The 14728-nt window shown below is 37.3% G+C and carries 14 protein-coding genes and 3 pseudogenes; 10 read left to right on the top strand and 7 right to left on the bottom strand.

Annotated elements, in window-relative coordinates:
• Positions 1–416, top strand: a pseudogene (locus A33S_RS11760) (IS6-like element IS257 family transposase); the annotation flags it as partial.
• A gap of 41 nt (positions 417–457) precedes the next feature.
• Here the strand turns inward: A33S_RS11760 and A33S_RS0107805 are convergent.
• On the bottom strand, positions 458–922 hold the full coding sequence (locus A33S_RS0107805) for a DUF262 domain-containing protein (protein ID WP_009382419.1): 465 nt from the start codon (positions 920–922) through the stop codon (positions 458–460).
• Between the two features lie 320 nt (positions 923–1242).
• Here A33S_RS0107805 and pflB point away from each other — a divergent pair, with 320 nt between their 5' ends.
• Together pflB and pflA are read left to right on the top strand one after the other, a co-directional pair.
• Positions 1243–3492 (top strand): formate C-acetyltransferase, encoded by a 2250-nt coding sequence (pflB, locus tag A33S_RS0107800; protein WP_009382418.1) that lies wholly within the window; start codon positions 1243–1245, stop codon positions 3490–3492.
• A 21-nt stretch (positions 3493–3513) separates the two neighbouring features.
• Complete coding sequence (gene pflA / locus A33S_RS0107795; RefSeq protein WP_009382417.1) at positions 3514–4266, top strand: pyruvate formate-lyase-activating protein; 753 nt, start codon at positions 3514–3516, stop codon at positions 4264–4266.
• A 523-nt stretch (positions 4267–4789) separates the two neighbouring features.
• Here pflA and nagB read toward each other — a convergent pair.
• Both nagB and A33S_RS0107785 read right to left on the bottom strand, forming a co-directional pair.
• A complete protein-coding gene (gene nagB, locus A33S_RS0107790) occupies positions 4790–5533 on the bottom strand; it encodes a glucosamine-6-phosphate deaminase (RefSeq protein ID WP_009382416.1) in 744 nt (247 codons plus the stop codon).
• Positions 5534–5545: 12 nt separating this feature from the next.
• The gene (locus A33S_RS0107785; RefSeq protein WP_009382415.1) at positions 5546–6223 is read right to left on the bottom strand and encodes an N-acetylmannosamine-6-phosphate 2-epimerase; all 678 of its coding nucleotides are present in this window, start codon (positions 6221–6223) and stop codon (positions 5546–5548) included.
• A 155-nt stretch (positions 6224–6378) separates the two neighbouring features.
• Here A33S_RS0107785 and A33S_RS0107780 point away from each other — a divergent pair, with 155 nt between their 5' ends.
• Positions 6379–7194 carry a MurR/RpiR family transcriptional regulator gene (locus tag A33S_RS0107780; protein ID WP_017176710.1) on the top strand — a complete coding sequence of 272 codons (816 nt, stop codon included), beginning with the start codon at positions 6379–6381 and terminating at the stop codon, positions 7192–7194.
• 7 nt (positions 7195–7201) lie between these two features.
• On the opposite strand, the gene A33S_RS0107775 is transcribed toward A33S_RS0107780, so the two are convergent.
• Positions 7202–8074 (bottom strand): ROK family protein, encoded by an 873-nt coding sequence (locus tag A33S_RS0107775; RefSeq protein ID WP_009382413.1) that lies wholly within the window; start codon positions 8072–8074, stop codon positions 7202–7204.
• A gap of 294 nt (positions 8075–8368) precedes the next feature.
• Here A33S_RS0107775 and A33S_RS11755 point away from each other — a divergent pair.
• The 6 genes and pseudogenes from A33S_RS11755 to A33S_RS0107740 all read left to right on the top strand — a co-directional run bounded on the left by A33S_RS11755 (position 8369) and on the right by A33S_RS0107740 (position 12772).
• Positions 8369–9249, top strand: a pseudogene (locus A33S_RS11755) (N-acetylneuraminate lyase).
• Between the two features lie 40 nt (positions 9250–9289).
• Positions 9290–10822, top strand: a complete 1533-nt coding sequence (locus A33S_RS0107765) for a sodium:solute symporter family protein (protein WP_009382411.1) — start codon at positions 9290–9292, stop codon at positions 10820–10822.
• A 120-nt stretch (positions 10823–10942) separates the two neighbouring features.
• Complete coding sequence (locus A33S_RS0107760; RefSeq protein WP_009382410.1) at positions 10943–11317, top strand: DUF1722 domain-containing protein; 375 nt, start codon at positions 10943–10945, stop codon at positions 11315–11317.
• A gap of 48 nt (positions 11318–11365) precedes the next feature.
• The gene (locus A33S_RS0107755; protein WP_009382409.1) at positions 11366–11788 is read left to right on the top strand and encodes a pyridoxamine 5'-phosphate oxidase family protein; all 423 of its coding nucleotides are present in this window, start codon (positions 11366–11368) and stop codon (positions 11786–11788) included.
• Between the two features lie 5 nt (positions 11789–11793).
• Entirely contained in the window at positions 11794–12273 is a 480-nt protein-coding gene (locus tag A33S_RS0107750; RefSeq protein ID WP_026048981.1) for a pyrimidine dimer DNA glycosylase/endonuclease V, read from the top strand.
• Between the two features lie 238 nt (positions 12274–12511).
• Complete coding sequence (locus tag A33S_RS0107740; RefSeq protein ID WP_009382407.1) at positions 12512–12772, top strand: hypothetical protein; 261 nt, start codon at positions 12512–12514, stop codon at positions 12770–12772.
• Positions 12773–12839: 67 nt separating this feature from the next.
• Here the strand turns inward: A33S_RS0107740 and A33S_RS0107735 are convergent.
• From A33S_RS0107735 to A33S_RS11750, 3 genes and pseudogenes are all read right to left on the bottom strand, one after another.
• Positions 12840–13235: pseudogene (locus A33S_RS0107735) on the bottom strand (DUF4064 domain-containing protein); the annotation flags it as partial.
• A 284-nt stretch (positions 13236–13519) separates the two neighbouring features.
• Entirely contained in the window at positions 13520–13972 is a 453-nt protein-coding gene (locus A33S_RS0107725; protein WP_009382405.1) for a DUF4064 domain-containing protein, read from the bottom strand.
• A partial coding sequence (locus A33S_RS11750; RefSeq protein ID WP_037556728.1) for a malate:quinone oxidoreductase occupies positions 13973–14728 on the bottom strand: 756 nt, incomplete at its 5' end.

The following is a 14728-nucleotide window of genomic DNA, read 5'->3' as shown; positions in this document are numbered from 1 at the left end:
TCTATTTATATCGTGCCATTGATGCAGAGGGACATACATTAGATATTTGGTTGCGTAAGCAACGAGATAATCATTCAGCATATGCGTTTATCAAACGTCTCATTAAACAATTTGGTAAACCTCAAAAGGTAATTACAGATCAGGCACCTTCAACGAAGGTAGCAATGGCTAAAGTAATTAAAGCTTTTAAACTTAAACCTGACTGTCATTGTACATCGAAATATCTGAATAATCTCATTGAGCAAGATCACCGTCATATTAAAGTAAGAAAGACAAGATATCAAAGTATCAATACGGCAAAGAATACTTTAAAAGGTATTGAATGTATTTACGCTCTATATAAAAAGAACCGCAGGTCTCTTCAGATCTACGGATTTTCGCCATGCCACGAAATTAGCATCATGCTAGCAAGTTAAACGAACACTGACATGACATATTAGTGGTTAGCTATATTTTTTTACTTTGCAACAGAACCATTTTTAAATACTCTTTTTTGAATATCAGCTAATATTTCTTTATCTGGTGATAAAAGGTGCATAGGTGAACCACTATTTTTACTATAAATTTTATCGTAGGTATGAACTCTACAACTAGAAATTTTATGAGCAATATTGTCATTAGCACTTAGGTTGGCAACTTCTAAAATTGCAGACAAATTATCATAGATAGCTAAAAAGATTAAGTTAATTGTAGTTAGCCTCTGTTGACCGTCCACAACATCAAAACTATAATTTCCTTCTTCTGTAATGATTACATTTCCTAAATAGTAACCTTTAGGTTGCTCATTGATATCTTTGACCATTGTTTCGATATTTTCTTCTCTCCAAGAATAATTTCTCTGATAAATAGGGATATTGTACTTGTAGTTCATCTCAATAGAAAAAATGGCCGATACAGGATTCTTCTCAGGGTTTAAATCCAACTTTAACAACCACCTTATTTATATTGTTAAGTGTATTATATACTTATTAACTCTTTAGATCTAATAATATAAAGTAGTATATATGATATTTAAATAATTAAGTATTTTATAAGCGTATTTTTATATTTACCTTTTAAATTGAGGTGATTTAAATTTAGGAAATATTACACATACCCCCCATCCTCTTAACTTTTTCATCTTTTAGAAATCCAATCATATAAATGTTGAAAAGTATTCACAAATTTTGTGAAATTTATCACATAACCCGTGTTATACTAAATGTGAAATGATTAACAAACCGAAATGGAGATGAAAGTACGATGTTAGAAACTAAAACTAATCGTATGGAAGCTTGGAAAGGATTTATTAAAGGACGTTGGGAGAAACGCGTTGATGTAAGGGAATTTATTCAATTAAACTATTCGCAATATGATGGGGACGAATCTTTCTTAGAGAGCCCTACGAAAGCGACTTCTAAATTATGGGGTCAAGTTATGCAATTAACTAAAGAAGAACGTGACCGCGGTGGCATGTGGGATATGGATACGAAAGTACCTTCTACAATTGTGTCACATGACGCAGGTTATCTAGATAAGGATCTTGAACAAATCGTTGGTGTTCAAACTGACAAACCGTTTAAACGTTCTATGCAGCCTTTTGGCGGTATTCGTATGGCGAAAGCGGCATGTGAAGCTTACGGCTATGAATTAGATGATGAGACTGAACGCATTTTCACAGATTATCGCAAGACACATAACCAAGGTGTATTCGATGCATACTCTAAAGAAATGTTAGCTTGTCGTAAAGCGGGTATCATTACAGGTTTACCAGATGCTTATGGTCGTGGCCGTATTATCGGTGACTACCGTCGTGTAGCACTATATGGTATCGATTTCTTAATGGAACAGAAGTTTAATGACTTCCATTCTATGTCTTCTAAAATGTCTGAAGATGTTATTCGTCAACGTGAAGAACTGTCTGAACAGTATCGCGCTTTAAAAGAACTTAAAGAACTTGGTGAAACTTACGGATTTGATTTAAGCCGACCAGCTACAAACTTTAAAGAAGCGGTTCAATGGTTATACATTGCGTACTTAGCTGCGATTAAAGAACAAAATGGTGCAGCAATGAGTTTAGGACGTACATCAACATTCTTAGATATCTATGCAGAACGTGACTTAAAGGCAGGGCTTTTAACGGAGAGAGACGTTCAAGAAATTATTGACCACTTTATTATGAAGTTACGTATCGTGAAATTCGCGCGTACGCCTGAATATAATGAACTGTTCTCTGGAGACCCAACGTGGGTAACTGAATCTATTGGTGGTGTTGGTATTGATGGCCGACCGCTTGTTACGAAGAACTCATTCCGATTCTTACACTCACTTGATAATTTAGGTCCAGCACCTGAGCCAAACTTAACGGTTCTTTGGTCAAATCACTTGCCTGAGAACTTTAAAACATATTGTGCGAAGATGAGTATTAAGACAAGTTCAATTCAATATGAGAATGATGACTTAATGCGTGAAAGCTATGGCGATGACTATGGTATCGCATGCTGTGTATCTGCGATGAAGATTGGTAAACAAATGCAGTTCTTCGGTGCGCGTGCGAACTTAGCGAAGACGTTATTATATGCGATTAATGGCGGTAAAGATGAGAAATCTGGTAAGCAAGTAGGACCGAACTTTGAAGGTGTTCAATCCGAAGTTTTAGATTACGACGAAGTATACGTTAAGTTTGATAAGATGATGGACTGGCTTGCAGGTGTTTATATTAACGCGCTAAACGTGATTCACTACATGCATGATAAATACAGCTATGAACGTATTGAAATGGCGTTACACGATACAGACGTGATTCGTACAATGGCTACAGGTATCGCAGGTTTATCAGTAGTAGCTGACTCTTTATCAGCGATTAAACATGCGAAGGTTAAGCCTATCCGCAATGAGGAAGGTCTTGTGACAGACTTTGAAATTGAAGGTGACTTCCCTAAATATGGTAACAATGACCAACGTGTAGATGAGCTTGCAGTTGAAGTAGTAGAACGTTTCATGAACAAACTACGTACGCACAAAACTTACCGTAACTCTGAGCACACAATGAGTGTCTTAACAATTACGTCTAACGTCGTTTATGGTAAGAAGACGGGTAATACGCCAGATGGACGTAAAGCTGGCGAGCCTTTTGCACCGGGAGCGAACCCAATGCATGGTCGTGACCAGAAGGGTGCGTTATCATCACTCACTTCTGTCGCGAAATTACCATATGATTGCTGTAAAGACGGTATTTCAAACACATTCAGCATTGTGCCTAAATCTCTAGGAAAAGAACCGGAAGATCAACATAAGAATTTAACTAGTATGCTTGATGGTTATGCAATGCAACACGGCCATCACTTAAATATTAACGTATTCAATAGAGAAACACTTCTTGATGCGATGGAACATCCTGAAGAATATCCGCAACTGACAATTCGTGTATCAGGCTATGCGGTAAACTTTATTAAACTGACACGTGAACAACAATTAGATGTCATTTCACGTACATTCCATGAACAAATGTAGATAAATAGAAGGTGAGGATTTATGTTAAAAGGGCACTTACATTCCGTAGAAAGTTTAGGAACTGTTGATGGACCTGGATTAAGATATATATTATTTACGCAAGGATGCTTATTACGATGTTTATATTGCCATAACCCTGATACGTGGGAGATCAATCGTCCTTCACGCGAAGTAACGGTTGATGAGATGGTTGATGAAATTCTACCGTTTAAACCTTATTTCGATGCGTCAGGCGGTGGCGTAACGGTTAGTGGCGGAGAACCTTTATTACAGGCGCCATTCTTAACTGAGTTATTCAAGGCTTTGAAAGCGCGTGGTATTCATACTTGTATTGATACGTCATTAGGTTGCGCGAATGATTCAGTAGCGTTTACGCATCACTTTGAGGCATTGATGGAACAAACAGATTTATGTTTAGTAGATATTAAACACATCGACTTTGATAAACATCTAGAATTAACTGGCAAACCGAATACACACATCTTAAAATTTATAAAACGTTTAGATGAATTGAAACAACCTATTTGGATTCGCCACGTGCTTGTTCCAGGTTATACAGATGATCCAGAGGACTTAAAGCGACTTGGTGCCTTTATTAACGAACTCGATAATGTCGAGAAATTTGAAATCTTACCTTATCATCAACTTGGTGTTCATAAATGGAAATCCTTAGGTCAAACCTATCATTTAGAGGACGTAGAGCCTCCCGATGAGGAAGCGGTAGCTCGCGCATATGAATTAGTAAACTTTAAAGGGTTAGTACCAGCTTCATAACCCAGGAAATAACGCACCCCTTTGCCGTAGCGTAATGTGCTATGACAAAGGGGTGTTTTGCTTAAAAAATAGCAATAAGACATAAAAAATAACCATCTCTTTACTAAAACTTTGGTAGAGTTTAAAGAAATGGTTATTAACTATGGTTTTAAACAAGCCACCGTCTTTTTAACGGGCTCATAAGGACGACGCTTAAGTAGTGTCGTCCTTCCTATTTATATTATAATACTCATTTTAAAGCAAGTCTATAATATTGTTATAAAATATTAAAAATATACGTAATTCGTGTCATGTTAATAAACAACATCGACAAAGCTTAAACCTTATATAAAAGCATAACGTTATTAAGACTCTAGTGTTTACAAGCCACTTTATAACGAGCCATCGTGATAACAATCAACAACACCTTCTAAATAAACGATACAATGATGGTCCTTCACAGCCAATTTTATATACTGCAATACGCCCTGAAAACTAAACTACCGCCGCTTAAGCAAGCGACGGCATGATATTGATTTACCTCTTATTCAAGTGATTCTGCGATAACGTCATACAATGCGTCATCAACAACTATTTCTACATTTGGGTGCTGATGTAAGATTGAAGCGGGCAAGTCCTCAGTGACACGCCCAGTGAGTAACTTACTAACGATATCTGCCTTATTACGACCAAATGCAACTAACATAATTCGCTTAGCTCGCATAATAGATTGAATGCCCATTGAAATGGCTTGTTTCGGCATCGCTTCATAGCTTTCAAAATGTTTACGGTTTGATCTTAAAGTTGTATCGGATAAATCGACGACGCGTGTCACGCTATCGAAAGGTGTACCTGGCTCGTTGAAACCGATATGCCCATTCATACCGATACCTAATAGTTGTATATCTACTGGTCCTGCGTCATCTAGTGCTTGCTCATATTGGCTTGCTTCAGCAACTAAGTCATGAGCGCGGCCATTGGGTAGGTGAATGTTGTTATGATTCCAAGACAATGAAGGTAAAAATAAGTGCTTGTTCATATAAGCGTAATAGCTTTGTGGATCATTCTCCGACAGCCCTACATACTCATCTAAATTAAACGTTTTAACGGTACTTAAATCAACCTTTGACGCGCTAAGTAATTGGCGTAAAGCTTGATACACATCAAGCATCGTATCCCCTGTGGCAAGTCCGAGAACGGACTGAGGTCGCGTCTCTATCAATGTGTGCATTTCACTCGCAATGTAAGCACTTGCGGTAGTACGACTGTCAAAATGACGTATGTTCATATATGTTAAATCCTACTTCCCTTCGTTATTTACAGCGTCGACAAAGCGTTTCGCAATTTGTTGTGGTCGTGTAATTGCACCACCAACGACAGTGCGTGTGATACCTAGGTTCGTTACGGTCTGATACATATCAGGTGTTAAAATATTGCCTTCTGCGATGATAGGCGTTTCAACGCGGTCGATAAGGGCTTTTAAAAAGGAAAAGTTGTCCTCATATAAAACATGTCCCTTTGTATAAGGTGTGTAGCCATATAGCGTCGTGCCAATGTAATCGAATCCTAGTTCGTCAGCTTTAATTGCTTCTTCAATTGTCGAAATGTCTGCCATAATTTCTACGTGAGGTGCTGTCTTTCGGATATACGACACGATTTCAGATAATGTTTCTTTAGGTCTCGCTTGATGTGTCGCGTCTAAAGCGATCACGTCACATTGACTTTCAATTAACTCATCTACCTCTTTCAAAGTGGCTGTTATGAATACGTTCGAATTATCATAATCGCGTTTCACGATGCCGATAATTGGTAAGTCTACTGTCTGTCTAATTTCTAATATATCTGCTTTAGAATTCGCACGTATCCCCACTGCGCCTGCTTCACGCGCGGCTAAAGCCATTCGAGACATTATGAATGACGAGTGTAATGGCTCATCCGGCAAAGCTTGGCAAGATACGATTAATCCATGTGGCAACATCAATTAATCCTCCGTCTCTTAGTTAAAATTAAATATAAGTTGTGTGTGATTAACTACAATATACCACTAAGAAAATAATTATCAATATAAAATATAGAAGTGAAAAATATTTTCATGTATACTAACCTTAATTCATGATTAAAGGGGCGCTCTATATGAAATTTGCGAATCGGGTTCAACGCTATCAACACTTGTTTACAAAGACGGATAGGAAGATTGTTCAATTTATTCAGAACAACGGCTATGATGATGCGTTTTCTAGTATCAGTTCACTCGCTTATATCATTGGCACATCTCCTGCGACAATTACGCGGTTTAGCAATAAGTTACACTATCTGAACTTTCAAGATATGAAATTTAGCCTACAACAAGAAATGACGGAGCAAACAATAGAGAATAGTCCGCTTATCCAAAAGATGCATAAGTATCATCAGAACATTATTCAACAAACGGGTGAGTTTCTCTCTAATGAAAAGGTCAATCAGTTTGTAAAGCACTTACAAGTGAGTAAACAAATCAATTACGCAGGACTCGGGAGTTCAGGATTGTCTGCGACAGAGTTTTACTATCGAACGAGCCGCATGGGATTAAATGGTTCTGTATCAACGGATGCGCACCAAATGATTATATCGGCGTCATTGCTTTCTTCTTCTGATACGTTTGTTGCGATATCAAATAGTGGGCGCACGAAAGAATTAATCGCGGCGGCTAAGGTGGCGCATGAACAAGGAGCGACTGTTGTTGTAATTACGAATTACGAAGGTAGCCCGCTTACGGAATGTGCAGATTTAGTATTAATTACATCGGATCAGTCGCGCATAAGAGATGCACAATTTGTGAATAGCCAAATTGCGACGATGTTTCTTATCGATATCGTGAGTTATCTTCTCTTAGAAGACGATTATTTAAGAAAGGTTTACTTACACACGAAAGACGTTATTCTAGATTCTGTCGAAGCCCCTGATAAATAGGGTTACCTTATTCAGATAAATTCGAAATGGCACCGAATAGCGCTGCGTCGTTTTTAGAACGTGTCGTTTTAAGCGGTGCGATATCATAGTCTTGTGGCAAGTAATGATGCACTTTAGGGCGAATATATTTGAGTAAGTGCTCACCTTGAGAGGATATACCGCCTCCAATTAGAATTAAGCTAGGATCATAGATGATTTGAATTTGCGCAATACCTTCAGCGACGTATTTACTCCATGTATTTAATATGTCGTTCGCTTTGACGTCGCCAGCTTGAGCACGTTCGAATAACTTTGGCACGTTCGTTTCATATTCAAAGTCCTTTTCAATCATAAGGTCTTTAAGCGCTGAAGTCGAAGCACGCATTTCATAAGCTGTGTCGTCTTCACTTCGATATAAGAGATAACCAATTTCGTTCGCACGGCTTTGTGACCCTGTATAAATGCCCGTCGCATGATTATAGAAGGCGCCGCCTATCCCTGTACCGAGTGTCAGGCAGAAGATATTGTCCTCATTATATGGATGCAACATCAGTTCACCGCGTAACGCAGCGTTCACGTCGTTATAAACACAGAGTTCTGAGCAAATGTCATCTAAGTGCGATTTGAAATTCGTGCCGTTAAAATTTTGAATTGTAGGCCCAGTGAGAATGACTTCGCACGTAGCTTCATCTATAACACCCGCACTTGAAATCCCAACTTTAACATCCTGTAAGTGATATTGAGCACGAAACTTTAGAATGATGTCGCGAACGCTATCCACAATTAACGTCGACACATTATCAGGTGTTGCGACCTTCACATAATCAATAATTTCAACCTTATCCTTTATCACAGCCCCTTTGATGGACGTTCCACCAATATCTATCGCAATCGCCAACATTTCCACAACCTCCTATGTATTATCACTACAAATTCTACATCGTGTTTCCCGTAAATACTATGCATTTACATGCACTTTTTTAACAACGAGCGCCCAATTTTGAAAAAGATTTTCAACAAATTAGTGTCTTTTTGATGAATATTTTCATAAAAGTATTGTACACCATTTTGAAAGCGTTTACAATTTAAGTTAGATATAGTTGATGTGTGATAAATATTATAAATCCTCATTTTAAACAAAAGTACATAAAATATGCATCTAGGTTTTTAATGAGTAAATGGGGGGATTCAGACCATGCATTCAAATTTAAAAGGTCTATACGCAGCATTACTAGTACCTTTCGACAAAAAAGGTGAAATCAAAGAGGAAAGTCTAATTCAAATCGCAAATAACGCGCTTGAAACAGAACAATTAGATGGCTTATACGTCAATGGGTCATCAGGTGAGAACTTTCTACTTAATAAAGAACAGAAGAAACGCATCTTTAAACTCGTGAGAGAAAATGTTTCGGAAGACGCGAATTTAATCGCTCAAATCGGTGCGCTCGATATTAATGAAGCGATAGAGCTAGGACAATACGCGACGGAACTTGGTTACGACGCGATTTCGGCAGTGACACCATTCTATTATCCTTTTACATTTGAAGAAATTAAAAATTATTATTTCGACTTAGTAGATGCTATCGATAACAATTTAATCATCTATTCGATTCCTGGCTTAACGGGTGTAGATATTTCAATAGAACAATTTCGTGAATTATTCGAGCATGAACAAATTATCGGTGTGAAATATACGTCACCTAATTCTTCCTATTAGAACGTTTACGTGTGGCTTTTCCTGACAAACTCATCTTTTCAGGATTCGATGAAATGCTGACGCAAGCTTTAGTATCAGGCGTAGACGGCGCGATAGGATCGACATACAACGTTAACGGTCGCTTAGCGAGAAAGGTTGTAAATCACATAAATGCGGGTAATATTACAGAAGCCTATCTAGTACAACACCAAATGAACGACATGATCGAAGATATTCTTGCGATGGGCATTTATCCAACTTTAAAGGAAATCTTGAAGCTACGCGGCATTGATAGTGGTCTGCCAAAGCAACCATTCTTACCATTTAATGAGAATTATAGAGAAGCGTTAAATGAACTCGTTAGCCGCATCGATGCATAGCACTTAGCGTAAAACTTTATAACTAAAGGGGATGTTATTTATGCAGCATATCGGTTTTGGCATGTGGAACTGGATAGCAATCATTTCATATTTACTCGTCATGTTATTAATCGGATTGTACTTTTCAAAGCGTGCCGGGAAGGATACAGATGCTTTCTTCACGGCTAGTGGTCGCCTACCATCGTGGGCAGTCGGTTTCTCAATTTATGCGACAACTTTAAGTGCGATCACGTTTATGTCCACGCCTGAAAAGGCCTTTCTAACAGACTGGACATACATAGCTGGTAACATTTCAATCATTGCGATTGTACCAATTTTAATCCATTACTACGTGCCATTTTTCAAAAAGTTAAAGGTCACTTCAGCATACGAATATTTAGAAGCGAGATTCAGCCCAGTAGTGCGCTTACTCGGTTCACTCTTCTTTATCGTCTTTCACCTAGGACGTGTCGCAATCGTTATTTACTTACCGACACTTGCGATTACATCCGTATCTGATATTAACCCATTTGTAGTAGCGAGTTTAGTGGGTATCTTATGTATCATTTACACATTCTTAGGTGGCTTTGAAGGTGTTGTATGGAGCGACTTCATTCAAGGGGTCATCTTACTAGGCGGTGCCATCTTTATTATCATTCTTGGTATTATGAAGATTGATGGCGGCTGGGATACGCTCGTTACAGATGCGATTTCAAATAAGAAATTAATTAGCGCTGACAACTGGAAATTTAGTGCGGCAGCTGCAGCGATTCCAATTATCTTCTTAGGTAACGTCTTTAACAGCTTGCAACAATATACCGCGAGCCAAGACGTTGTGCAACGTTATCAAGCATCCGATTCTCAGAAAGAAACGAATAAATCGCTTTGGACAAACGGTATCTTAGCGATGATTTCAGCACCTATATTCTTTGGTATGGGTACAATGCTTTACTCATTCTATCAGCATGCGGACGCATTACCGAAAGACTTCAATACATCAGCAATCGTGCCATATTTCATCTTGATGGAAATGCCACCATTTGTAGCTGGATTATTAATTGCGGCTATCTTTGCGGCAGCGCAATCAACCATTTCATCAAGTCTCAACTCGATTTCAGCGTGTATTTCCGTTGATATTAAGCAACGCTTCTTTGGAAAAGCCAATGATAAAAAAGAAGTTCAATTTGCGAGATTAACGATTATCTTAGCTGGTTTATTAGGTTTCGGCGCTTCAATGTACTTAATTGCGAACGATTCAAATAGTATCTGGGACTTATTCTTATTAATTACTGGACTATTCGGTGTACCTTTAGCTGGTATCTTCGCAGTAGTTATCTTTACGAAACGCGCGAATACTGTGGGTGTTATATCTGGTTTAGTATTAGGTATCATCCTCACTTATATCCTGAAAACAAGCGGTTTCGGTGGCGCAGGATCACCATTCCTTGTTTCAATCGCGTCATTCTTAGTGTCATTCGTGGCAGGTTACTTTATCAGTTTAATCGTTCCTAAGCAAAAGGACATCACGGGTCTTACGATTTATGAGAAAGATGTACCAACCAACTACGTGAGAAAAGAAATTAAGAAGATTTAGGTTTTAAATACATGTTATATATGAGCTTCAAAATGTCTTTATTGAGTGAGACATTTTGAAGCTTTTTTGTTATAGAAGTAGGGGTTAGATGGGTAAAGGTTAATATAAGAAGGTGATGTTATGGCTAATGAAGCGGAAGCGCTATGGCGCTATCATAAATATGTTGTGATGATGCATGGTTATGAACATTATAACCATATTAAGGAATGCATGAAGTCACATGTTTCATATGAAACTTTAGAAGAAGAAATTTTTAAAATATATAAACAACATGATATTAATAAAGGTGCTTTATTAAATACGTTTAGTCATTTGTGGGGTTACTTTAAGAAGTACGCAACAAATGAAGAAAAAGATACCTATATGTCATTATATGGGGCTTTTCAAAAGGATGAAGCGAGCGACAAAGAACTGATTGATTATATTAGGAATTTAGTTCAAAAGTACGATCAAAAGTATTTAAAACAATCTTATATCATGCAGTTCAATGGTTAATGTTTCTAATCATTTGTAAATGGAAAAATATGTAATGAGGTGATTATAATGAATAAAGAACAAGTTGAAAAACGTATGCAAGAGATTCTAGAGGCATCTAAAGTAGGTGTTATGTCTACTTCTTACAATGATGTACCTAACAGTAGATACATGGTTTTCTATCACGATGGTTTAACACTATATACTAAAACGAGCGATAAAACGATGAAGATTGAAGAAATTGAGCATAATCCTGTTACGCACGTTTTATTAGGTTATAACGAAACGGACAATAATAGCTTCTTAGAAATTTATGCGGATATTGAAATTAAAAAAGATCAAGAAACAATTGATAAGTTATGGGAAACGCAAGATAAAAGTTTCTTCGATTCTTCAAAAGACCCAGATTTAGTAGTTTTAAAACTTACACCTAAAAAAGCTAAAATTATGAATGATGATGAAGTCGATTCTCCAGTTGAAATCGATCTATAAGTCACATGCAGATATTTAGAGTTCATGAAGACCATATGATAAGCGCACGATATCTCGATAATCGTCGTTTATCGAAACAAGTTCTAGAGCTATATCAAATCATTCGAACGTGTTTAAAGGCTTTAGATTTAATTGAAGGTAAGAAAGGCTACTTAAATCATCCCATTGTGCAGCACGTGTATCACGATGGGAAGCCTTATATCATCGATACCTTTGAAATGTTAAAAGCAATGAATATTGAGCACATGAGACGCGGCGGTATGCGTTCCGACGCGTTTAAACAGGATTTAAGTGAGCTAGAGCGACTCATTGTTCATTATGATAAAGAGAATTATTTTAGCCGAGAACCGTTGCCACCATTTTATTGTTATCAAGACGATCGCGTGTATGGCGAAGCGGTTTACGAGAAGTATATCACGTTGCTTCATGAAAAGTGGTGCAATGACAAAATTTCACCAAGGTGTAATATTAAGAAAGTCCTTTGATTGCTAGTTTCAGCATCGAAGGGCTTTTTTAATGCCAGGATTAAGGTTATTTAAGATGGATTTAAGCTAATTATGATGATTGAAATGATAAGTTTTAAATATAAAGCAAATTTCAAAAGGGTGAATAAACGTGATTCATACACTAATTGTGTGGATTTTAACTTTCATTACTTTAGTTTTAATTCATAAAGTTGCAGTTAAAGTTATTCAAAAATTTAAAGATTAAGGGAGGTATTGTGTGGAAGTTATTTCTAGTATATTAACAGTGTTATTTTATGGGCTACTACTAGCGATTCAGTATGTCTTATCAAAAAGTGGCAATCGTTTACTTGGCTTGATCGTTCCAATCTTGCTAGTTGTTAGCGTAAGTTATATGTATCAAACCAACATGATTCGCATAGGACTCTTGCCAACTATATTAATGACGGTCGTCGGTCTATTGTTTTTATATGGTGAATGGCATCGTGCGCAAGCTCACCGTAACAATGACAATTCATAATTTAGGAAAAGCCTCGTAAGGAGATTGTCCGAACGAGGCTTTGTTATGAGATTCAATGGGCTTATGTTTAATAAGTATATTGGTTATGGCCAACTTGGCGTTCGTACTTTCTTCGATTATTAAGCATAATACCAGCGATTAACCATAAAACGCCTGCTAACGTATTGCCAAGTAGTGATATTACGCCGATGATAATTAACATTAACGAAGCTGTACGATCACTTTTACCTATTTTACGTGTTGCGATAATTCCTAGAATAAAGAAAGTGAGACTTAATATAAATATAACTGCTGCAAATCCTATAAAGAAGGTATACATCGTGTCGACTTCATAAGCCTTTATGGTAGGATCAGCATTTAAGTCGCTTTTTATGAAGGTTGGTGAAGCTAATACAAAGATAAGAAAGCCTAAAGAAAATAGTAAGGTTAAACCTTGTAGTACTGTCCCTATCCATGCAAGAACGCGTTCTTTCTTTCAGTCTGTCATTGTTGAAACTCCCTTTTTTCTTTTATTATATGTTTTAGAATTGCAAAATTCAATTCATGTGTTAAAGTTCAACAAATTCATAATGTTAATAACGATTAGATTTTAGAATTTACGTATTTCAGTGGGACTTAGATATTGTTGAACGCTATTGCTTTGGGGTTTTCTAAAAGATACATAACTCTATGAAAGACGCATAGAATTGAAAGGGCTTTTCAAAAAGGGAAATTAAGAAATTTACGACATGTCAGTGGATGCACGATTTAATAGCGAAACGAATCTTGATTTGATTGAGGTGCTTCGTGATCGTTTGAGTCAATCGGTGTATTCGGGCTAGGTTTACGTGAGATGAGCATAATGCCAGTTATTAACCAAAGTATGCCTGCAATCGTATTCCCTAGTAGCGAAATGGCACCAATTGTAATGAATATAATGGAAGCGGGTTTGTCTTTCTTGCCTATCCATAATGTGGCCAAGATACCGAGAACGATGAAGATTACACTCGTAATGAACATAAATGTAGACATGCCTATGAAAATAGTTGAAAATTGTTCGATTTGCGTGACGTTTATATCTTCTTCGGTCATTAAAGTGGCTTCAAACAATTGTGGCGTTGAGAATGCAGTGTATAAGAGTATCGCTGAAAATAAGATAGAAAAGACTTCTAAGGCGTTCGCAATCCAAGCGAGGATACGTTCTTTAGTTCGATTAATCAATTATTTTAATTGTAATGATTGAGCTGATTTCGCACGAATTTGTTGTAATAACGCTTCGTCTTCAATTAAAGATTGACCATATGAAGGAATGATTTCTTTAAGTTTCGCGTCCCAATCGCCCATCTTTTCAGAGAAGTTACGCTCTAACACTTCTAGCGCTACTGAAACCGATGTAGAAGCTCCTGGTGATTCACCTAGTAACGCGATAACAGAATGGTCTTTAGAATTCACGACTTCAGTACCGAATTGAATGAATCCTTTACCGTATTCCTCTGTGTCTTTAATGACTTGAACACGTTTACCAGCAATTAATAAGTCCCAATCTTCATCTTTAGCGTCTGGAACAAAGCGGCGTAATTCTTGCATACGATCTTCTTTCTTCATTAAAACTTGTTGAACAGAGTATTTTAATAAAGGTACGTTTTTAACTGCTGATGATAACATTGTTAACACGTTGTTAGGGTTAACTGATTTGAATAAGTCTAGGTTAGAACCATTCTTCAAGAATTTAGGTCCGATTTCAGCAAAAGGCCCGAATAATAAACTTTCTTCATCACCTAAGAAACGGCGGTCTAAGTGAGGTACAGTCATTGGAGGTGTACCAGGTGGTTCTTTACCATAAACTTTCGCATTGTGTTGGTTAACAATTTCAGGCTTGTTACATACTAAGAATGCACCACTGATAGGGAAGCCACCTAAGTTTTTACTTTCAGGAATTTTCGTTTTTTGTAATAACGGAATTGCGTGACCGCCTGC

The sequence above is a fragment of the Staphylococcus massiliensis CCUG 55927 genome, from assembly GCF_000298075.1.
GTDB classification, from domain to species: domain Bacteria; phylum Bacillota; class Bacilli; order Staphylococcales; family Staphylococcaceae; genus Staphylococcus; species Staphylococcus massiliensis.
The sequence above is the reverse complement of the archived record's forward strand: the minus strand, read 5'-3'. Positions and strand labels throughout refer to the sequence as shown.

Coding starts and splice junctions, on each gene's coding strand:
- pflB (WP_009382418.1), top strand. CDS start 1,243: ATGTTAGAAACTAAAACTAATCGTATGGAAGCTTGGAAAGGATTTATT.
- pflA (WP_009382417.1), top strand. CDS start 3,514: ATGTTAAAAGGGCACTTACATTCCGTAGAAAGTTTAGGAACTGTTGAT.
- nagB (WP_009382416.1), bottom strand. CDS start 5,533: ATGAACATACGTCATTTTGACAGTCGTACTACCGCAAGTGCTTACATT.
- A33S_RS0107785 (WP_009382415.1), bottom strand. CDS start 6,223: ATGTTGCCACATGGATTAATCGTATCTTGCCAAGCTTTGCCGGATGAG.
- A33S_RS0107780 (WP_017176710.1), top strand. CDS start 6,379: ATGAAATTTGCGAATCGGGTTCAACGCTATCAACACTTGTTTACAAAG.
- A33S_RS0107775 (WP_009382413.1), bottom strand. CDS start 8,074: ATGTTGGCGATTGCGATAGATATTGGTGGAACGTCCATCAAAGGGGCT.
- A33S_RS0107765 (WP_009382411.1), top strand. CDS start 9,290: ATGCAGCATATCGGTTTTGGCATGTGGAACTGGATAGCAATCATTTCA.
- A33S_RS0107760 (WP_009382410.1), top strand. CDS start 10,943: ATGGCTAATGAAGCGGAAGCGCTATGGCGCTATCATAAATATGTTGTG.
- A33S_RS0107755 (WP_009382409.1), top strand. CDS start 11,366: ATGAATAAAGAACAAGTTGAAAAACGTATGCAAGAGATTCTAGAGGCA.
- A33S_RS0107750 (WP_026048981.1), top strand. CDS start 11,794: ATGCAGATATTTAGAGTTCATGAAGACCATATGATAAGCGCACGATAT.